The organism is Streptomyces sp. NPDC033165 (assembly GCF_055577965.1).
On record NZ_JBVIPK010000001.1, the window covers coordinates 55,653 to 73,307 of the forward strand.

At 71.3% G+C, this 17,655-nt stretch carries 20 protein-coding genes; 6 read left to right on the forward strand and 14 right to left on the reverse strand.

Features of this window, described 5'->3' with window-relative positions; all coding sequences use genetic code 11:
* Window positions 1-54 precede the first annotated feature (54 nt).
* Window positions 55-936 (forward strand): 4-hydroxy-tetrahydrodipicolinate synthase, encoded by an 882-nt coding sequence (gene dapA / locus ACZ5WC_RS00275; protein WP_468538527.1) that lies wholly within the window; start codon window positions 55-57, stop codon window positions 934-936.
* A gap of 18 nt (window positions 937-954) precedes the next feature.
* Here the strand turns inward: dapA and dapD are convergent, their stop codons facing one another.
* Together dapD and ACZ5WC_RS00285 are read right to left on the reverse strand one after the other, a co-directional pair.
* Entirely contained in the window at window positions 955-1,953 is a 999-nt protein-coding gene (gene dapD, locus ACZ5WC_RS00280) for a 2,3,4,5-tetrahydropyridine-2,6-dicarboxylate N-succinyltransferase (protein WP_468538528.1), read from the reverse strand.
* A gap of 10 nt (window positions 1,954-1,963) precedes the next feature.
* Window positions 1,964-3,208, reverse strand: a complete 1,245-nt coding sequence (locus ACZ5WC_RS00285; RefSeq protein WP_468538530.1) for an MFS transporter — start codon at window positions 3,206-3,208, stop codon at window positions 1,964-1,966.
* A 92-nt stretch (window positions 3,209-3,300) separates the two neighbouring features.
* Between ACZ5WC_RS00285 and ACZ5WC_RS00290 the strand changes: the two genes are divergently transcribed.
* Window positions 3,301-4,182, forward strand: coding sequence for a winged helix-turn-helix transcriptional regulator (locus ACZ5WC_RS00290; protein WP_468538531.1), 882 nt, complete (start codon window positions 3,301-3,303; stop codon window positions 4,180-4,182).
* A gap of 124 nt (window positions 4,183-4,306) precedes the next feature.
* Here ACZ5WC_RS00290 and ACZ5WC_RS00295 read toward each other — a convergent pair whose 3' ends face one another.
* Window positions 4,307-4,870 (reverse strand): TetR/AcrR family transcriptional regulator, encoded by a 564-nt coding sequence (locus tag ACZ5WC_RS00295; protein WP_468538533.1) that lies wholly within the window; start codon window positions 4,868-4,870, stop codon window positions 4,307-4,309.
* Complete coding sequence (locus tag ACZ5WC_RS00300; protein ID WP_096632658.1) at window positions 4,870-5,196, reverse strand: DMT family transporter; 327 nt, start codon at window positions 5,194-5,196, stop codon at window positions 4,870-4,872. Before ACZ5WC_RS00300 ends, ACZ5WC_RS00295 begins: the two co-directional genes overlap by 1 nt.
* Window positions 5,197-5,458: 262 nt before the next feature.
* Between ACZ5WC_RS00300 and ACZ5WC_RS00305 the strand changes: the two genes are divergently transcribed.
* Entirely contained in the window at window positions 5,459-6,448 is a 990-nt protein-coding gene (locus ACZ5WC_RS00305; RefSeq protein WP_468538534.1) for a DUF7847 domain-containing protein, read from the forward strand.
* A gap of 60 nt (window positions 6,449-6,508) precedes the next feature.
* Here ACZ5WC_RS00305 and ACZ5WC_RS00310 read toward each other — a convergent pair whose 3' ends face one another.
* The 9 genes from ACZ5WC_RS00310 to ACZ5WC_RS00350 all read right to left on the reverse strand — a co-directional run bounded on the left by ACZ5WC_RS00310 (window position 6,509) and on the right by ACZ5WC_RS00350 (window position 13,496).
* Complete coding sequence (locus tag ACZ5WC_RS00310) at window positions 6,509-6,874, reverse strand: VOC family protein (RefSeq protein WP_468538536.1); 366 nt, start codon at window positions 6,872-6,874, stop codon at window positions 6,509-6,511.
* A gap of 55 nt (window positions 6,875-6,929) precedes the next feature.
* Window positions 6,930-7,268 carry a metal-sulfur cluster assembly factor gene (locus ACZ5WC_RS00315; protein WP_468538537.1) on the reverse strand — a complete coding sequence of 113 codons (339 nt, stop codon included), beginning with the start codon at window positions 7,266-7,268 and terminating at the stop codon, window positions 6,930-6,932.
* The gene (sufU, locus tag ACZ5WC_RS00320; RefSeq protein ID WP_096632664.1) at window positions 7,265-7,720 is read right to left on the reverse strand and encodes a Fe-S cluster assembly sulfur transfer protein SufU; all 456 of its coding nucleotides are present in this window, start codon (window positions 7,718-7,720) and stop codon (window positions 7,265-7,267) included. The genes ACZ5WC_RS00315 and sufU overlap by 4 nt, the downstream gene beginning before the upstream one ends.
* Before the next feature lie 10 nt (window positions 7,721-7,730).
* Window positions 7,731-8,999 carry a cysteine desulfurase gene (locus tag ACZ5WC_RS00325; protein ID WP_468538539.1) on the reverse strand — a complete coding sequence of 423 codons (1,269 nt, stop codon included), beginning with the start codon at window positions 8,997-8,999 and terminating at the stop codon, window positions 7,731-7,733.
* Entirely contained in the window at window positions 8,996-9,760 is a 765-nt protein-coding gene (gene sufC / locus ACZ5WC_RS00330) for a Fe-S cluster assembly ATPase SufC (RefSeq protein ID WP_096632668.1), read from the reverse strand. Before sufC ends, ACZ5WC_RS00325 begins: the two co-directional genes overlap by 4 nt.
* Before the next feature lie 7 nt (window positions 9,761-9,767).
* Complete coding sequence (locus ACZ5WC_RS00335) at window positions 9,768-10,085, reverse strand: bifunctional 3-phenylpropionate/cinnamic acid dioxygenase ferredoxin subunit (protein ID WP_014156911.1); 318 nt, start codon at window positions 10,083-10,085, stop codon at window positions 9,768-9,770.
* Window positions 10,085-11,266 (reverse strand): Fe-S cluster assembly protein SufD, encoded by a 1,182-nt coding sequence (gene sufD / locus ACZ5WC_RS00340; protein ID WP_311119042.1) that lies wholly within the window; start codon window positions 11,264-11,266, stop codon window positions 10,085-10,087. The genes ACZ5WC_RS00335 and sufD overlap by 1 nt, the downstream gene beginning before the upstream one ends.
* A 68-nt stretch (window positions 11,267-11,334) precedes the next feature.
* Window positions 11,335-12,756, reverse strand: a complete 1,422-nt coding sequence (gene sufB, locus ACZ5WC_RS00345) for a Fe-S cluster assembly protein SufB (protein WP_468538541.1) — start codon at window positions 12,754-12,756, stop codon at window positions 11,335-11,337.
* Window positions 12,753-13,496, reverse strand: coding sequence for a helix-turn-helix transcriptional regulator (locus tag ACZ5WC_RS00350; RefSeq protein ID WP_468538543.1), 744 nt, complete (start codon window positions 13,494-13,496; stop codon window positions 12,753-12,755). The genes sufB and ACZ5WC_RS00350 overlap by 4 nt, the downstream gene beginning before the upstream one ends.
* A gap of 136 nt (window positions 13,497-13,632) precedes the next feature.
* Between ACZ5WC_RS00350 and ACZ5WC_RS00355 the strand changes: the two genes are divergently transcribed.
* From ACZ5WC_RS00355 to ACZ5WC_RS00365, 3 genes are all read left to right on the forward strand, one after another.
* Window positions 13,633-14,559 (forward strand): ABC transporter ATP-binding protein, encoded by a 927-nt coding sequence (locus ACZ5WC_RS00355; protein WP_468538545.1) that lies wholly within the window; start codon window positions 13,633-13,635, stop codon window positions 14,557-14,559.
* Complete coding sequence (locus ACZ5WC_RS00360) at window positions 14,556-15,323, forward strand: ABC transporter permease (RefSeq protein ID WP_468538547.1); 768 nt, start codon at window positions 14,556-14,558, stop codon at window positions 15,321-15,323. Before ACZ5WC_RS00355 ends, ACZ5WC_RS00360 begins: the two co-directional genes overlap by 4 nt.
* Window positions 15,324-15,401: 78 nt before the next feature.
* Window positions 15,402-16,388 carry a COX15/CtaA family protein gene (locus ACZ5WC_RS00365; RefSeq protein ID WP_468538549.1) on the forward strand — a complete coding sequence of 329 codons (987 nt, stop codon included), beginning with the start codon at window positions 15,402-15,404 and terminating at the stop codon, window positions 16,386-16,388.
* A 65-nt stretch (window positions 16,389-16,453) separates the two neighbouring features.
* Here ACZ5WC_RS00365 and ACZ5WC_RS00370 read toward each other — a convergent pair whose 3' ends face one another.
* Window positions 16,454-17,587 (reverse strand): amidohydrolase family protein, encoded by a 1,134-nt coding sequence (locus ACZ5WC_RS00370; RefSeq protein ID WP_468538551.1) that lies wholly within the window; start codon window positions 17,585-17,587, stop codon window positions 16,454-16,456.
* Between the last annotated feature and the right edge of the window lie 68 nt (window positions 17,588-17,655).

The window sequence follows — 17,655 nt, forward strand, 5'->3', positions numbered from 1 at the left end:
GCGCCAAGGAGATCTAAGTAGACCTTCATGGTTACCGGAGTCGACACTTCGGACATGACCACCACCGCACCGCGCCCCTTCGGCCGCACCCTCTGCGCCATGATCACGCCCTTCACCGCCACCGGCGCCCTGGATCAGGACGCCGCCCGCGCGCACGCCGCGCGGCTGGTGGCACAGGGCTGCGACGGGATCGTCCTCAGCGGGACCACCGGGGAGTCCCCCACCACGACGGACGCCGAGAAGTCCGCCCTGCTGCGGGCCGTCCGCGCGGAGGTCGGCGACGGGGTGCCGCTGCTCTCCGGCGTCGGCGGTCCGGACACCGCGCACACCGTGCGGCTCGCGCGGGAGGCCGAGGAGGCGGGCGCGGACGGGCTGCTGGTGGTCGCCCCGTACTACAGCCGTCCGCCGCAGGCCGCGATCGAGGCGTACGTCCTGCGCGTGGCCGAGTCCACCGGGCTGCCGCTGATGCTGTACGACATCCCCGGCCGCACCGGCGTCCGGATCGAGCCGGACACCCTGCTGCGGCTCGCCGGGCACCCGCGTGTCGTGGCGGTGAAGGACTGCTCCAACGACCTGCTCGGCTCGACGAAGGTGATCGCCCGCACCTCACTGGCGTACTACTCGGGCAGCGAGGAGCTGAACCTCCCGCTGTACGCGGTGGGCGGCGCGGGTTATGTCAGTACGGTCGCGAACGTGGCCCCGCGTCGGATGCGGGCGCCGCTGGACGCGTTCGACGCGGGCCGCACCGACGAGGCGGCCCGGCTGAACGGGCTCACGGCCCGGCTCGTCGAGCTGATGATGGCGAGCGGGCTGCCCGGGACCGTCACCGCGAAGGCGCTCCTGGACGCGGGGCCGGTCCGGGAACCGCTGCAGCCCGCCGGGCGCGGGGCGACCGACGGGCTGCGGGCGGCGTACGAGGAGCTCCTCGCGGCCTAGGAAGGCCTGGGAAGCAGGTCAGTTGTGGGCGTGCAGGACCTCGTTCAGCCCGCCCCACACCGCGTTGTTCGGGCGGGCCTCGACGGCGCCGGTGACCGAGTTGCGGCGGAAGAGGATGTTCGAGGCGCCGGAGAGCTCGCGGGCCTTGACGATCTGGCCGTCCGGCAGCGTGACGCGGGTGCCGGCGGTGACGTACAGACCGGCCTCGACGACGCACTCGTCGCCGAGCGCGATCCCGACGCCCGCCTCCGCGCCGACCAGGCAGCGCTCACCGATCACGATGCGGACGTTGCCGCCGCCGGAGAGGGTGCCCATGGTGGAGGCGCCGCCGCCGATGTCCGAGCCGTCGCCGATGACGACGCCCGCGGAGATCCGGCCCTCGACCATGGAGGTGCCGAGCGTGCCCGCGTTGAAGTTGACGAAGCCCTCGTGCATGACGGTGGTCCCGGCGGCGAGGTGCGCGCCGAGCCGCACGCGGTCGGCGTCCGCGATGCGTACGCCCTTGGGGGCGACGTAGTCCGTCATCCGCGGGAACTTGTCGACCGAGGTGACCTGGAGGTGGAGGCCCTCGGCGCGGGCGTTGAGCCGCACCCGCTCCAGGTCGTCGACGGCGACCGGGCCGAGCGAGGTCCAGGCGACGTTGGACAGCAGGCCGAAGAGCCCGTCGAGGTTCTGGCCGTGCGGCTGGACGAGCCGGTGCGAGAGGAGGTGCAGACGCAGGTAGGCGTCGTGCGCGTCGAGCGGCTTGTCCTCCAGCGAGGAGATGACCGTGGCGACCGCGACGACCTCTACCCCGCGCCGGGCGTCCACGCCGATGGCCTTGGCGGCGCCCTCACCGAGCCGGTTCACGGCTTCGTCCGGGGTGAGCCGCTGCGTACCGGCGGGGCCGGGGTCCGAGGTCAGCTCGGGGGCGGGGAACCAGGTGTCGAGGACGGTGCCGTCACCGGCGAGGGTGGCGAGGCCGGCGGCGACGGCGCCGGTGGTACGGGCAGAACCCTGGGAAGTCGTGTCGGTCATGAACAGCAACCTAACCGGCCGGGGCCCGCTCGGGCGAACCGGTCTCAGCTTCCGGCCGCCGCAGGACCGGGCGCACCCGCCCCCCGGGCCCCGGCAGCCGCCGCGCCGCCAGCACCGCGGCCCCCGCACCCGCCGCGAGCAGGGCGCAGACCGGCCAGAGCAGCGTCGGCGCGGCCGTGTACAGGGCGGCCCCCAGCGGCGGGGCGAGCACTTGGCCGCTGATGGAGGCCCCGGCGTACAGGCTCTGGAAGCGGCCCTGAGCGTGGGCGGGGGCCCGGTCGGCGACGTAGACGGTGGCGGGGGTCTTGTAGAGGATCTCGCCGAGGGTCAGCGACAGCATCATCGTGACGGCGAAGAGCACGCCCGCGCCGGGGATCAGGATCGCGTAGCCGAGTCCGACGAGGAGCAGTCCGACGCCGACGGTGCCGAGCGGGGAGCGTTTGCGCAGGGCGTGGGCCGCGGGGAGTTCGAGGCAGAGGATCACCCCGCCGTTGATGGCGAGCAGCCAGCCGTAGAGCTGGGTGGTGTGCCCGTGGTCGGCCAGGAAGACCGGCAGGGTCGCATACTGCTGGCGGTAGACGAGGTCGACGCAGACGATCGCGGCGAGCAGTACGAGCACGGCGGGCCTGGCCCGCAGTTCCCGCCAGAGGCCCGGCGCGTCGGGGTCGTGGGCGGGTGCGGAGTGGGCGCTGCCGCGGGCGGGCAGGATCCGTGAGGCGTAGGCGGCGAAGAGCAGGGTGCCGATCCCGTCGGCGACGAAGAGCCAGTCGTACGAGAACCGGGTGGCGACCAGGGCGCCGAGCGGTGGTCCGACGGCGAAGCCCCCGTTGCTCGCGAAGCGGGTGAGGGCGAAGCTCTGGCGGCGGCTGCCGCCCTCGGGGACGGAGACCGCGACGAGGGCGGCGTTGGCCGCGCGGACGACGCCCGCCGCGTACTGGGCGACGGGGAGCACCGCGTACAGCGCGGTGACCGGCAGTGCGGGCAGGACGAGGAGTGCCGCCCCGCTGACGCAGGCCCCGGTGAGCAGGGCGCGGCGGTGGCCGAAGCGGTCGCCGAACCAGCCGCCGGTGAAGTTCCCGGCGACCAGGCCGATGCCGCCGATACCGCTGATGACTCCGGCCTGGGTGACGGTCAGGCCGCGCGGCCCGACGAGATAGACGAAGAGATAGACGAAAGTGAAGCTGACGACGGCGTTGAAGAACGCCCCGAGCGCCAGCAGCCGTACCGTTCGCGGCACTCCGCGCACCATGCCCATGCCCCGCCCCCCGTGAGCCACTGAGTTCCCTGAGGGAACGGACTATGGCAGCATGATTCCATCAAGGTCAACCCGCTACTGGAGGGACGACCATGCCCCAGCGCACCAGCCTGGCCGACGCCGACTGCTCGATCGCGCAGGCCCTCGATGTCGTGGGCGACTGGTGGACCCTGCTGATCGTGCGGGACACCGCGCGCGGGGTGCACCGGTTCGACGCGCTCCAGCAGGAGCTGGGCGTCTCGCGCAAGGTGCTGACCGAACGGCTGCGGCTGCTGGTCGACGCGGGGGTGCTCACGCGGGAGCCGTACCAGGACCGCCCGGTCCGGTACGAGTACCGCCTCACCCCGCGCGGCCGGGCACTGCTGCCCGTGCTGATCGCCCTCCAGGACTGGGGCGACACCTGGGTACTGGGAGAAGGGGAAGCGATGGCGACGACGGCGGAGGCCTCGCGGGAGGCGGCCCGGGTGCGGGGACTGAGGGGGACGCGGCTGCCGGAGCTGCTGCTGACGGGGAACGACGGGCAGCCGCGCGACCCGGTCGCCGACACCCCCTGCACCGTTCTGTACTGCTTCCCCAGCGCCTACGCCCACCGCGACGCCTATCCGCCGGGCTGGGCGGGAATCCCCGGGGCGAGCGGCTGCACCCTCGAATCGTGCACGTACCGCGACCAGTTGGCGGAGTTCACCGCGGCGGGGGCGACCGTGCACGGGGTGTCCGTGCAGCGCCCGGACGAGCAGCGCGCGTTCGCGGAGAAGGAGGGGCTGCGCTTCCCGCTGCTCTCGGACGCGGATCTGGCGCTGACGGCGGCACTGCGGCTGCCGACGTTCCGCGCGGCGGGGGTGAGCAGGCTCAAGCGGCTGACGCTGGTGGTGGACCGGGACCGGACGATCCGCGAGGTGCTGTACCCGATCACGGACATCGAGGCGAGCGTGCGGGCGGCGCTGGAGGCGGTGCGGGCGCGCGCGAGGGACTGAGCGGAGCGGGCGGCGAGCCGCACGGCCGCGACAAGGATCGGCCCATCACGGCACGGGCCCGCGCAGGTCCCGGGGCCCGTCGCGTCCGGCGGGCGGGAATGTGTGACGACAGGCCCTGACGACCTCACCCCCGCCCGTCAGCCACGCGCGCCAGCATCTCCCGGGTGTAGTCCGCGTCGAACCTGCCCCCGGTCAGCAGCACCTGGAGGCAGATGCCGTCCATCAGCGCGACCAGCGCCCGCGCGGTCTCCGGGTCGGTGCGCCGGGACAGCACCTCGACGGCGGCCTCGGTCCACTCGGCGGCCACCGGGCGCAGCGCGGGGCGGCGCAGGGCCGCGAGATACAGCTCGTACTCCAGCTCGATCGCCCCGCGTTCGCCCGCGAACCACTGGCCCAGCAACCGGGTCAGCTCGTCCGCGAGACCGGCGCCGGGTGCGCCCGCCGTGGGAGGCGCGGCGAGGACCTCGCTGCCGCGCAGCGCCTGGGCGAAGTTCTCGTTGCAGCGGCGCAGGGCGGCGATCAGGAGCTCGTCGAGCGAGCGGAAGTGGTACGTGGTCGAGCCCAGCGGCACATCGGCCTCGGCGGCGACCGTGCGATGGCTCAGCCCGGCTATACCGTCGGCCGCAATCACGGCGAGCGCCGCCTCGATGATGCGCGTCCGCCGGTCGGGGTCGTACCGCCGGGCCATCAGTGGGCTCCTCCGACGTTGAGCACGACGACCCCGGCGACGATCAGGGCCACGCCCGTGATCTTGACGAGGCTGCTGGACTCCCCCAGGAAGAGGATGCCGATGAGGGCGACGGCCGCGGTGCCGACGCCGGCCCAGATCGCGTACGCGGTGCCCACGGACAGCGTCTTGAGGGTCTGGGCGAGCAGGGTGAACGCGATGAGATAGCCCACCGCGGTGCCGATCGAGGGCCAGAGCCGGGTGAAGCCCTCGCTGTACTTCATGGCCGTCGTCCCGGCCACCTCCGCCGCGATGGCCGCGGCGAGCAGTCCGTATGCGTATCCCATGTGTACGACAGTACACAATGTTGCGTACGCCCGTACATATCATCGGATCGCGCCGGGGCGCTACCGTGTCCCGACCGACGATCGACGGAGCGGAGACGCAGTGGCGCAGGATGCAGGGTGGGGTGGCGGTCCTTACGGGGGCGCGCCTCACGGTGGGGGGCCCTTCCACGGGGGAGCGCAGGGACCGGGCGGATGGGGCGGCGGATGGGCCGCACCGCCCAAGCCGGGGGTGATACCCCTGGCGCCGCTGAGGATCTCCGACATGCTCAGCGGCGCCTTCTCGACGCTGGGGCGCTACTGGAAACCGCTGATCGGGGTGGCGCTCACGCTGTTCGGCGCGGCGGCGCTCGTGATGGGTGCGGCGGTGGCCGTCGCGTTCGCCGCCGTGGCGGCCAACTGGGACGAGCTGACGTCCGAATCACCGGGCTCCCCCGACACGTCGGAACTGGTCCCGTTCGGCATCGCGTTCGGGGTGCTCATGGTCATCGGGATCATCGTGTACCTGCTGGCGTCGGCCGTCGTGCAGGCGGCGGTTCCGGTGGTCCTCCAGGAGGCGGTCCTCGGCCGCCCGATCCGCTTCGGTGCGGTGTGGAGCCGCGCCTGGTCGCGAGCCGGGGCGATGATCGGCACGGTGTTCCTGGTCGGACTCATCGCGAGCGTCCCGGTGGTGCTCGCCATGGCCGGCGTCTTCGGGCTGATGGTCTACGCCATCTCCCTGGGCGACGCGGACGGCATCCTGCCGCTGATGTGGTTCGGCATCGCGGGCGCGCTGGCCGTCGGTCCGGTGGCTATCTGGCTCTGGGTGAAGTTCGCCCTCGCCCCGACCGTCGTGGTCTTCGAGGGCCAGCGCCCGGTCGCGGCCCTGCGCCGCTCCGCCCAGCTGGTGCGGGACAGCTGGTGGCGGGTCTTCGGCGTCACGCTGCTCGCCTACACACTGGCGTCCATGATCGGCTACATGATCCAGATGCCGTTCCAGATGCTCGGCATGCTCCCCGGCATCTTCGACCCCGCCGACGTCGACTCCGACCCGAGCGGCGGGGAGCTCATCGCACTGTTCGGCGGCCTCATGGCGCTGTCCCTGATCAGCCAGATGATCGCCCAGCTGTTCTCGGCGGTCTTCCCGCCGCTGGTGGTCGGCCTGCTCTACGTGGACCGCCGGATGCGCGCCGAGAACCTGGGCCCGGTCCTGGCCGAGGCGGCGGCACAGACCCTGCCCGAGCAGTACGGCCCGCCGCCGCCCGCCCACGCGTAGGCCGTGTCCTCACGGACAAGGCCCGGGGCGGGCCTCTCCCAGCCGGTTCTCAGCCGGTTCTCAGTCGGTCAGCGTCCGCTTCGGGCGCAGCACGCAGAACTCGTTGCCCTCCGGGTCGGCCAGCACCACCCAGGTGCTGTCCGGCCCCTGGCCGACGTCCAGCCGCCGGGCGCCGAGCGCGATGATCCGCTCGACCTCGGCGTCCCGGTCGTCCGGCGTCAGATCGATGTGCAGCCGGTTCTTGACCGTCTTCCCCTCCGGCACGGGCAGGAAGCACATCCCCGGGAACGCGGTCTCGTCCGCGCCGATGACGATCTCCTCCTCGTCCTCGAAGAGCACCTTCCAGTCCAGCACCGCGCTCCAGAAGCGGGCCATGAGCGGCAGGTCGTGGGCATCGACGGCGAGGTGGTACAAGCGAACGGCCATACCCGCCAGTATGCCTGGCGGGTATGGCCGTTCACCGCTGCTGTCCCGGGACGTGTCAGACGTTGAACCCCAGCGCGCGGAGCTGCTCGCGTCCGTCGTCGGTGATCTTGTCCGGGCCCCACGGCGGCATCCAGACCCAGTTGATCCGCAGCTCGCTGACGATGCCGTCGGTGGCGGACTTCGCCTGGTCCTCGATGACGTCGGTCAGCGGGCAGGCCGCGGACGTCAGGGTCATGTCGAGGGTGGCGATGTTGGCGTCGTCGATGTGGATGCCGTAGATCAGGCCCAGGTTGACCACGTCGATGCCCAGCTCGGGGTCGACGACGTCGTACAGAGCCTCGCGGACCTCCTCCTCGGAGGCCGGCTTCATGGTCACGGTCTCGTTGTCGCTCATGCGGTCTTCCCTTCGGACAGCGCCTTGGCCGTCGCGTCCTTCCACGCCATCCAGCTCAGCAGCGCGCACTTGACCCGGGCGGGGTACTTGGAGACGCCGGCGAACGCGACCGCGTCCTCCAGCACCTCCTCCATCGCGTCGTCCGGCTCCAGCTGGCCCTTGGACTGCATCAGCTCCAGGAAGGTGTCCTGGATCTTCTGCGCCTGGGACAGCTCTTTGCCGACGAGCAGCTCGTTCAGCACGGAGGCGCTGGCCTGGCTGATGGAGCAGCCCTGGCCCTCGTAGCTCACGTCGGCGATGGTCTCGCCGTCGTACTTCACCCGGAGTGTGATCTCGTCACCGCACGTCGGGTTGACGTGGTGCACCTCGGCGTCGCCGTCCCGCAGGCCACGCCCGTGGGGGTGCTTGTAGTGGTCCAGGATCACTTCCTGGTACATGGAATCAAGCTTCACCAGTCAGCCCTCAGCCGAAGAAGTTCCGGACGTGCTCCAGACCGTCCACCAGGGCGTCGACCTCGGCGGGCGTGGAGTACAGATAGAACGACGCTCGCGTCGTCGCGGGAATTCCGTACCGCAGGCAGACCGGCCGCGCGCAGTGGTGGCCGACCCGGACGGCGATGCCCAGCTCGTCGAGGACCTGGCCCACGTCGTGCGGGTGGATGTCGCCGAGCGTGAAGGAGATCGTCGCCCCGCGGTCCTCGGCCGTCGCCGGACCGATGATCCGCAGGTCCGGGACCTCCAGGAGGCGCTTCACCGCGTACTCGGTGATCGCCTTCTCGTGCTGGTAGATCTTCTCCATGCCGATCGCCGAGAGGTAGTCCACGGCCGCACCGAGGCCGACGGCCTGGGCGATCGGGGGCGTACCGGCCTCGAACTTGTGCGGCGCCGGAGCATACGTCGACGAGTGCATCGACACGGTCTCGATCATCTCGCCGCCGCCGAGGAACGGAGGCAGGTCCTCCAGGAGCTCCTGCCGTCCCCACAGCACGCCGATGCCCGTCGGGCCGACCATCTTGTGGCCGGTGAAGGCCACGAAGTCGGCCTGGAGGGCCTGCACGTCGAGCACCATGTGCGGGGCCGCCTGCGAGGCGTCGATGCAGACCAGCGCGCCGACCTGCTGGGCGCGGCGGATGATCTGCTCGACCGGGTTGACCGTGCCCAGGATGTTGGAGACCAGCGTGAAGGAGACGATCTTCGTCTTCTCGGTGATGATCTCGTCGATGTTGGACAGGTCGAGGCGGCCGTCGTCGGTGATGCCGAACCACTTCAGCTTCGCGCCGGTGCGCTGCGCGAGCAGCTGCCACGGCACGATGTTGGAGTGGTGCTCCATCTCCGTGGTGACGATCTCGGTGTCGCGGTCCACCCGATAGGGCTCATCCGCCCAGCCGAGCATGTTCGCCACGAGATTCAGCGACTCGGAGGCGTTCTTCGTGAAGATCACCTCGTCACGGCTGGGTGCGTTGATGAAGGCTGCGACCTTGTCGCGGGCGCCCTCGTACAGCGCGGTGGCCTCCTCGGCGATCGTGTAGACGCCGCGGTGCACGTTCGCGTTGTGGCGCTCGTAGTACGTGTTGAGCGCGTCGAGGACCTGGCGCGGCTTCTGCGAGGTCGCCGCGGAGTCCAGGTAAACGATCTTCTTGCCGTCGTGGACCGTGCGGTCCAGGAGCGGGAAGTCCTTGCGGATCGCCTCGGTGTCGAGGAGGCCGGTGAGCCCCTGTCGGGCGTCAGTCACGCGGAAGCGCCACCCTTCGTGTAGGCCTCGTAGCCCTCGTTCTCCAGCTGGTCGGCGAGCTCGGCGCCGCCGGAGGCCGCGATCCGGCCGCCCGCGAAGACGTGCACGAAGTCGGGCTGGATGTACTTCAGGATGCGGGTGTAGTGGGTGATCAGCAGGGTGCCGACCTCACCGGTCGCCCGGACGCGGTTGACGCCCTCGGAAACGGTCTTGAGCGCGTCGACGTCGAGGCCGGAGTCGGTCTCGTCCAGGACGGCGATCTTCGGCTTGAGGAGCTCCAGCTGAAGGATCTCGTGGCGCTTCTTCTCACCGCCGGAGAAGCCCTCGTTGACGTTGCGCTCGGCGAAGGACGGGTCCATCTGGAGCCCGGCCATCGTCTCCTTGACCTCCTTGACCCACGTACGGAGCTTGGGGGCCTCGCCGCGGACGGCGGTGGCGGAGGTGCGCAGGAAGTTGGAGACCGAGACGCCGGGGATCTCGACCGGGTACTGCATGGCGAGGAACAGGCCGGCGCGGGCCCGCTCGTCGACGGACATCTCCAGGACGTCCTCGCCGTCCAGGGTGACCGAGCCGCTGGTGATCGTGTACTTGGGGTGACCCGCCAGCGAGTACGCGAGGGTGGACTTGCCGGACCCGTTGGGGCCCATGATGGCGTGGGTCTCGCCCTGCTTCACGGTCAGGTCGACGCCCTTGAGGATCTCCTTCGTGGCGTTGTCGGCCTCGACGGTGACGTGCAGGTCGCGGATTTCAAGCGTTGCCATGGGTGACTCAGGACTCCTGGGTGACGGAGACGAGCACATCGTCCCCTTCGATCTTTACGGGGTATACGGGGACGGGGCGCGTCGCGGGAAGGCCGGACGGCTTGCCGGTGCGGAGGTCGAACGACGATCCGTGCAGCCAGCACTCGATCGCGCAGTCCTCCACCTCGCCCTCCGAGAGGGAGACGTTCGCGTGCGAGCAGATGTCGTTGATCGCGAACACCTCGCCCTCGGTGCGGACGACGGAGACCGGTGTGCCGTCGAGCTCCACCCGCTTGGGGGTGTCGTCCTCCAGCTCACTCAGCGCACAGGCTTTGACGAAGGCCATCAGACGGACGCCTTCAGCTCGGTCTCGATCTTGTCGAGCAGACGCGCTTCCACGTCCGGCAGGCCGATCTGCTGGACCAGCTCGGCGAAGAAGCCGCGCACGACCAGGCGGCGGGCCTCCTCGGCCGGGATACCGCGGGACTGGAGGTAGAAGAGCTGCTCGTCGTCGAAGCGGCCGGTCGCCGAGGCGTGGCCGGCGCCGACGATCTCGCCGGTCTCGATCTCCAGGTTGGGCACGGAGTCGACCCGGGCACCGTCGGTGAGGACGAGGTTCCGGTTCATCTCGTAGGTGTCGGTGCCCTCGGCCGCGGCCTGGATGAGGACGTCGCCGATCCAGACGGCGTGCGCGCCGTCGCCCTGGAGGGCGCCCTTGTACACCGCGTTGGACTTGCAGTGCGGGGTGTTGTGGTCGACCAGGAGGCGGTGCTCCTGGTGCTGGCCCTTGTCGGTGAAGTACAGACCGAAGAGCTCCGCCTCGCCGCCGGTGGCCGCGTAGGCGACCCGGGGGTGCAGCCGGACCACGTCGCCGCCGAAGGTGACGACGATCGACTTGAAGGAGGCGTCCCGGCCGACCAGCGCATTGTGCTGGCCGACGTGGACGGCGGTGTCGTCCCAGTCCTGGACGGAGACGACGGTCAGCTTCGCGCCGTCGCCCAGCACGTAGTCGACGTTGGCGGCGAGCACCGCGTCACCGGTGTGGTCGATGACGACGACGGCCTCGGCGAAGGCGCCCAGCTCGATGACCTGGTGGCCGTAGGCGACGCCGCCCTCGCCGTGCACGGCGATCCGGATCGGCTCGGTGAGCACGGCCTCCTTGGCGACCGTGACGACCGAGGCCTGCTCGAAGGAGCTGTACGCCTGGGCGGCGACCCGGTCGACCGGTGTACCGGCCTTGCCGAGCCGGGAGTCGTCGCGGCCGACGGTCTCGACCGTGACGCCCTCGGGGGCCTCGATCGCGACCTTCACGCCGCCACCGTTCGCGACGGCGGTGCCGTCGTGCAGCCCGCGCAGCCGCTCCAGCGGGGTGAAGCGCCACTCCTCCTCGCGGCCGTGCGGGACGGGGAAGTCCGCGACGTCGAACGACGGGGGTGCGCTCATACGGGTGGCGACGGTCGACTCGGCGGCGACCGCGATGGAACCGGCGGTGGTGGAGCCCGCCGGGATGTTCTGAGCCTCAGCCATGGCTGTCGTAGTGCTCGCTTTCTCAGTCAAGAAGGGGCGGTTCGGTGGGGGGCCGGTCCGAACGGGACCTAGCCGACCGAACCCTCCATCTGCAGCTCGATCAGCCGGTTGAGCTCCAGGGCGTACTCCATGGGCAGCTCCTTCGCGATCGGCTCGACGAAGCCGCGCACGATCATCGCCATGGCCTCGAACTCGGTGAGTCCGCGGCTCATGAGGTAGAAGAGCTGGTCCTCGGAGACCTTGGAGACAGTCGCCTCGTGGCCCATCGACACGTCGTCCTCGCGGACGTCGACGTAGGGGTAGGTGTCGGAACGCGAGATCGTGTCGACCAGCAGAGCGTCGCAGAGGACGTTGGACTTCGCGCCCGGCGCGCCCTCGCCGATCTCGATCAGACCGCGGTAGGACGTACGCCCGCCGCCTCGCGCCACCGACTTGGAGACGATGTTGGAGGAGGTGTTCGGGGCCATGTGGACCATCTTGGCGCCGGCGTCCTGGTGCTGGCCCTCGCCCGCGAAGGCGATGGACAGGGTCTCGCCCTTGGCGTGCTCGCCCATCAGGTAGACGGCGGGGTACTTCATGGTGACCTTGGAGCCGATGTTGCCGTCGACCCACTCCATGGTCGCGCCCTCGTAGGCCACGGCCCGCTTGGTCACCAGGTTGTAGACGTTGTTCGACCAGTTCTGGATGGTCGTGTAGCGGCAGCGGCCGCCCTTCTTCACGATGATCTCGACGACCGCGGAGTGCAGCGAGTCCGAGGAGTAGATCGGGGCGGTGCAGCCCTCGACGTAGTGGACGTAGGCGTCCTCGTCGACGATGATCAGCGTCCGCTCGAACTGGCCCATGTTCTCCGTGTTGATACGGAAGTAGGCCTGGAGCGGGATGTCCACGTGGACGCCCTTGGGGACGTAGATGAACGATCCGCCGGACCACACGGCCGTGTTCAGCGAGGCGAACTTGTTGTCGCCGACCGGGATGACGGTGCCGAAGTACTCCTGGAAGAGCTCCGGGTGCTCCTTCAGCGCGGTGTCGGTGTCCAGGAAGATGACGCCCTGCTCCTCCAGGTCCTCGCGGATCTGGTGGTAGACGACCTCGGACTCGTACTGCGCGGCGACACCGGCGACGAGGCGCTGCTTCTCCGCCTCGGGGATGCCGAGCTTGTCGTAGGTGTTCTTGATGTCCTCGGGCAGGTCCTCCCAGGAGGCCGCCTGCTTCTCCGTGGACCGCACGAAGTACTTGATGTTGTCGAAGTCGATGCCCGACAGGTCCGAGCCCCAGCTGGGCATCGGCTTCTTGTCGAAGAGCCTGAGGCCCTTGAGCCGCAGCTTCAGCATCCACTCGGGCTCGTTCTTCTTCTCCGAGATGTCGCGGACGACAGCCTCGGACAGACCGCGCTTCGCCGCCGCGCCTGCCGCGTCGGAGTCGGCCCAGCCGAATTCGTACGTGCCCAGACCCTCGAGCTCAGGGTGGGCAGTCTCCGTGGGGAGCGTCATGCGGGGTTCCTCCCGGCCGTGCTTGCAGATGCTGAATGGGTGGTCTTGGGGGGTGCTGCGTGGCCACTGCGCGGCACGTATGTCGTGCACACGCCGTCGCCGTGGGCGAGGGTGGCCAGACGCTGCACATGGGTCCCGAGGAGGCTGGAGAAGAATTCCGTCTCCGCCTCGCACAGCTGTGGGAACTGCTCGGCGACATGCGCCACCGGGCAGTGGTGCTGGCACAGCTGCTCGCCCTGCTGGTGGCCGGGCGCGCTTCGCGCCGTAGCAGCGTACCCGTCGGCCGTCAGGGCCCTGGCCAGCGCCTCCGTACGGCGCTCGGGCTCCGCCGCCTCGACCGCGGCGCGGTACGCCTCGCCCGTCGCGGCCATCCGGGCACGGGCGAAGGCGATGATCGCGTCGTCACCCCCGGACTCGGCGATGAAGCGCAGGGCGTCGGCGGCCAGCTTGTCGTAGGACTGGTCGAAGGCGTCCCGGCCGCAGTCCGTCAGGGCGAACACCTTGGCGGGCCTGCCGCGGGTCCGTGCTCCGTAGACCCGCTGTTCACGGGCTTCGACGACATCGTCGGAGACGAGGGCGTCCAGGTGGCGACGGACGGCGGCCTGGGTGAGGCCTACGCGCTTGGCGAGATCGGCGACGGTGGACGGACCGTGGTCCAGGATGGAGCGCGCGACCCGGTTGCGCGTCGAGCGCTCTCCGGTCGCGAGTTCCTCCTGAGGAGCCCGTCCGTCGTATTTCACAACACCATTGTTGCGTAATTCGTTCGACCCTGACAACCACGGTCCGAAACGATCTACGGTGTGGTTCGTCACTTAGGGTTACCTAATCTGGCCCCGGAGCCGGGTCCCCGCCGGGCCCTGCCTAGACTGGCTCGCCATGGAGAACGAGCCCGTCGTACAGGTCAGCGGCCTGGTGAAGCGGTACGGCACGAAGACCGCGGTGAACGGCCTCGACCTGACGGTCCCGGCCGCCGCGGTGACCGCCGTGCTCGGCCCGAACGGCGCCGGGAAGACCACCACGATCGAGACCTGCGAGGGCTACCGCCGCCCCGACGCCGGCACCGTACGGGTCCTCGGGCTCGACCCGGTCGCCGAGGCGGAGCGGCTGCGCCCCCGGATCGGGGTGATGCTCCAGTCCGGCGGGATCTACTCCGGCGCCCGGGCCGAGGAGATGCTCCGCCACATGGCGAAGCTGCACGCCCACCCCCTCGACGTGGACGCCCTGATCGAGCGCCTGGGCCTCGGCTCCTGCGGCCGTACCGCCTACCGGCGGCTCTCCGGCGGCCAGCAGCAGCGGCTCGCCCTGGCCATGGCGGTCGTCGGCCGGCCCGAGCTGGTCTTCCTGGATGAGCCGACGGCGGGCCTGGACCCGCAGGCCCGCCGCTCCACCTGGGACCTGGTGCGCGAACTGCGGGCCGACGGGGTCTCCGTGGTGCTCACCACCCACTTCATGGACGAGGCCGAAGCGCTCGCCGACGACGTCGCGATCATCGACGCGGGCCGGGTCATCGCCCAGGGCAGCCCCGAGCAGCTCTGCCGGGGCGGCGCGGAGAACACCCTGCGCTTCACCGGCCGCCCGGGGCTCGACCTCGGCTCGCTGGTCAAGGCGCTCCCCGACGGCTCCGGGGCGGCCGAGCCGCTGCCGGGGACGTACCGCATCACCGGGAGCATCGACCCGCAGCTGCTGGCCACCGTGACCTCCTGGTGCGCCCAGCACGGCGTGATGCCCGAGGGCATCTCCGTCGAGCGGCACACCCTGGAGGACGTCTTCCTCGAACTGACCGGCAAGGAGCTGCGCGCATGAGCGCCGGTACGTACACCCCGCGCCCCGGCGCCGCCCCGCTCCCCCGGATGATCGCCGCGCAGACCGCGCTGGAGACCCGGATGCTGCTGCGCAACGGCGAGCAGCTGCTGCTGACGGTGATCATCCCGACGCTGCTCCTCGTGCTGTTCAGCGCGGTCGACATCGTGGACACCGGCTCGGGCTCGTCGGTCGACTTCCTGGCCCCGGGCATCCTCGCTCTCGCCGTGATGTCCACCGCCTTCACCGGCCAGGCCATCGCCACCGGCTTCGAGCGCCGATACGGGGTCCTCAAGCGGCTCGGGGCCTCCCCGCTGCCGCGCTGGGCGCTGATGACCGCGAAGACCCTGTCGGTGCTGGTCACCGAGGTGCTCCAGATCGTGCTGCTGACGGCCATCGCCTTCGCGCTGGGCTGGTCGCCCGCGGGCGGCCCGCTGTCCGTCCTGCTGCTCCTCGTCCTGGGCACCGCCGCGTTCTCCGGGCTCGGGCTGCTGATGGCCGGGACGCTGAAGGCCGAGGCGACGCTCGCCGCCGCCAACCTGGTGTTCCTGCTGCTGCTGGTCGGCGGCGGGGTGATCGTGCCGCTGGACAAGTTCCCGGACGCGGTGCAGTCGGTGCTGGGGCTGCTGCCCATCTCGGCGCTCTCCGAGGGGCTGCGGGACGTCCTCCAGCACGGCGCGTCGATGCCGTGGGCCCAGGCCGGGATCCTCGCGGTCTGGGCGGTGCTGGGGCTGGGCGCGGCGGCGAGGTTCTTCCGCTGGGAGTAGGTCCGGCAGCAGGGATCTTCACGGGCAAGCGGGTACGAACCCACCCCTCGTGAAATCATGCACAAGCCCCGTCCTACGATGGTCCGCGTGGAAACCCCCATCTCCCTCATCGCCAAGCGCTGGACGCCGTCCACCCGGGTGGTGAAGCGCGCAGCGCTCTCCGCCGTCATGATGAGCGTCTTCATCATCGTCACGGGCGGAGCGGTCCGGCTGACCGGTTCGGGGCTCGGCTGCGACACCTGGCCCAAGTGCACCGACGACAGCCTGTTCGCGACGCCCGAACAGGGTCTGCACGGCGCGATCGAGTTCGGCAACCGGATGCTGACCTACGTCCTGTCGGCGGCCGTCGGCTGGGCGATCATCGCGGTCAGCTGCCTCAAGCCGCGCCGCCGCAAGCTGACCCGGCTGGCCTGGTCGCAGTTCTGGATCGTGCTGGGGAACGCGGTCCTCGGCGGGATCACGGTGTGGGCGGGCCTCAACCCGTGGACGGTGGCCGGGCACTTCCTGCTCGCCAACGCCCTCCTCGCGGTCACGGTGATCACCTGGGTGCGGGTCGGCGAGGGCGACGGACCGCCGCGCCCGCGCGCGCCCCTGCCGGTGCGACGGCTGGCCTGGGCGATCGTGGCGACCACGGTGGTCCTGATCGTGCTCGGCACCACGGTGACCGGTTCCGGCAAGCACGCGGGCGACAGCAGCGACGTACCGCGCATGCCGTGGGACTGGTCGGTGGCCGCCCATGTGCACGCCATCGCCGCCTGGGTGGTCTGCGCCCTGGCCATCGCCATGTGGCTGGCCCTGCGGGTGGTGGACGCGCCCGCCGACACCCGGGCCCGCGCCCGCGATCTGCTGGTCGTGCTGCTCGCCCAGGGCGCGATCGGGTACGTCCAGTACTTCACCGAGGTCCCCGAGATCCTGGTGGGCATCCACATGTTCGGCTCGGCCATCATGTGGATCGCCGTGATCCGCCTCGTGCTGAGCATGCGCGAGCGCGACGACGAGGCCCCCGCCCCGCTGCCCGGCCCGTCCGCCGGGCGACCGGAGACGGCGACGGCCACGGCCGTCTGAGAGAGCTCTGTACGGGAGGGGGCGACGGGCCGGGTGCCCGTCGCCCCCTCCCGTATGACGGCTCCTCACCCCAGCCCGTACACCCGGCGCGCGTTGCCCGACCCGATCATCGCGGCGACCCGGGCCGCGTCGCCCCGGGTCCACGCGCCGTCCGCCACCCAGTCCCCCAGCACCCGGCCCAGCGCCTCGCGGAACTGCCGCGCACCCACCAGGTGCAGCTCCGGCAGCCCCTGGGCCCCGCTGGAGAACAGCAGCTTGCCGAACGGCGCGAGCTCCAGGATCTCCGCCAGCACGCCCGCGGCCCGCGCCCCGGTCCGCGCCGGCACGGTCCCCAGGTCGGCGTAGACGTGCGGGTGCCGCCCCGCCAGCGCGGCGGCCTGCCGGTGGTACGGGTACCCGTGCAGCAGGATCAGGTCGCAGCCGTGGCCCTCGGTCGCGGCGGCGAAGTCCGCGAGGCACGCCGGGTCCCCGGCGCCCAGGCGCAGTTGCAGCGGCAGCCCGCAGGCGACCGCGCTCCACCGCAGATGGTCCAGCAGCTCCGGCTCGGCGGGCGCCCCGCGGCCGCTGCCCCGCGGCACCGCGCCCCGGCGGGCGGCCCGGCGCTCCGCCTCCCGCCGGGCGAGCCAGCGCCCGGCCGCCGCCCGCACCCGCCCCGGCCCCGGCGGCTCGGGCGCGGCGGCGCGGGCGTCCGGGGCACGGGTGACGGAGCTGAACGCGACAGCCGAGGAGGCGGCGGTGTGCACGGCCTCGCCGAGGTTGACCAGGAAGGTGTCGACGGTCCCGGAGGTGTCGGCGACCTGCTCGGCGAGGACTTCCAGGCGGACGATCTCGCGGGCCTCGGACCCGGCCGCCGATGCCATCTCGGCCGGGCCCGTGAGGTCGCCGGGGAGGCCGGTGTCGACGAGGTGGGCGGTGACGCCGGTGGCGCGCAGCAGTCGGCGGGAGGTCTCCGCGACGCCCAGCTCCCGGCGGCGGGCCAGATAGCGGGCGGGCGGGCAGTGCGCTTCGAGGCCCAGCAGGGGCGGGCACCAGCGGCGCACGGCGAAGCCGGTCTGGGTGTCGAAGAAGGTGGTGCCGGGGGCGGCCGGGGCCGGGGCGGCGGTGAGCCGGGCCTCGAAGGTGCCGAGGCCCAGCTCCGTACGGAGAATGCCGTGGCAGTTCTGGTCGACCAGGTCGGCCACGGGCACGGTGTCGGTCATCCGGGGCTCCCTGGGACGGCGTGCGTATGCACGGCCTAACGGGTGAGCCCCGGCTCAGGTGTTGCCCG

What these genes read in the sequence shown, in the direction of transcription:
- dapA (WP_468538527.1), top strand. Translation starts at nt 55, where the DNA reads ATGACCACCACCGCACCGCGCCCCTTCGGCCGCACCCTCTGCGCCATG.
- dapD (WP_468538528.1), bottom strand. Translation starts at nt 1,953, where the DNA reads ATGACCGACACGACTTCCCAGGGTTCTGCCCGTACCACCGGCGCCGTC.
- ACZ5WC_RS00285 (WP_468538530.1), bottom strand. Translation starts at nt 3,208, where the DNA reads ATGGGCATGGTGCGCGGAGTGCCGCGAACGGTACGGCTGCTGGCGCTC.
- ACZ5WC_RS00290 (WP_468538531.1), top strand. Translation starts at nt 3,301, where the DNA reads ATGCCCCAGCGCACCAGCCTGGCCGACGCCGACTGCTCGATCGCGCAG.
- ACZ5WC_RS00295 (WP_468538533.1), bottom strand. Translation starts at nt 4,870, where the DNA reads ATGGCCCGGCGGTACGACCCCGACCGGCGGACGCGCATCATCGAGGCG.
- ACZ5WC_RS00300 (WP_096632658.1), bottom strand. Translation starts at nt 5,196, where the DNA reads ATGGGATACGCATACGGACTGCTCGCCGCGGCCATCGCGGCGGAGGTG.
- ACZ5WC_RS00305 (WP_468538534.1), top strand. Translation starts at nt 5,459, where the DNA reads ATGCTCAGCGGCGCCTTCTCGACGCTGGGGCGCTACTGGAAACCGCTG.
- ACZ5WC_RS00310 (WP_468538536.1), bottom strand. Translation starts at nt 6,874, where the DNA reads ATGGCCGTTCGCTTGTACCACCTCGCCGTCGATGCCCACGACCTGCCG.
- ACZ5WC_RS00315 (WP_468538537.1), bottom strand. Translation starts at nt 7,268, where the DNA reads ATGAGCGACAACGAGACCGTGACCATGAAGCCGGCCTCCGAGGAGGAG.
- sufC (WP_096632668.1), bottom strand. Translation starts at nt 9,760, where the DNA reads ATGGCAACGCTTGAAATCCGCGACCTGCACGTCACCGTCGAGGCCGAC.
- ACZ5WC_RS00335 (WP_014156911.1), bottom strand. Translation starts at nt 10,085, where the DNA reads ATGGCCTTCGTCAAAGCCTGTGCGCTGAGTGAGCTGGAGGACGACACC.
- sufD (WP_311119042.1), bottom strand. Translation starts at nt 11,266, where the DNA reads ATGGCTGAGGCTCAGAACATCCCGGCGGGCTCCACCACCGCCGGTTCC.
- sufB (WP_468538541.1), bottom strand. Translation starts at nt 12,756, where the DNA reads ATGACGCTCCCCACGGAGACTGCCCACCCTGAGCTCGAGGGTCTGGGC.
- ACZ5WC_RS00355 (WP_468538545.1), top strand. Translation starts at nt 13,633, where the DNA reads ATGGAGAACGAGCCCGTCGTACAGGTCAGCGGCCTGGTGAAGCGGTAC.
- ACZ5WC_RS00360 (WP_468538547.1), top strand. Translation starts at nt 14,556, where the DNA reads ATGAGCGCCGGTACGTACACCCCGCGCCCCGGCGCCGCCCCGCTCCCC.
- ACZ5WC_RS00365 (WP_468538549.1), top strand. Translation starts at nt 15,402, where the DNA reads ATGGTCCGCGTGGAAACCCCCATCTCCCTCATCGCCAAGCGCTGGACG.
- ACZ5WC_RS00370 (WP_468538551.1), bottom strand. Translation starts at nt 17,587, where the DNA reads ATGACCGACACCGTGCCCGTGGCCGACCTGGTCGACCAGAACTGCCAC.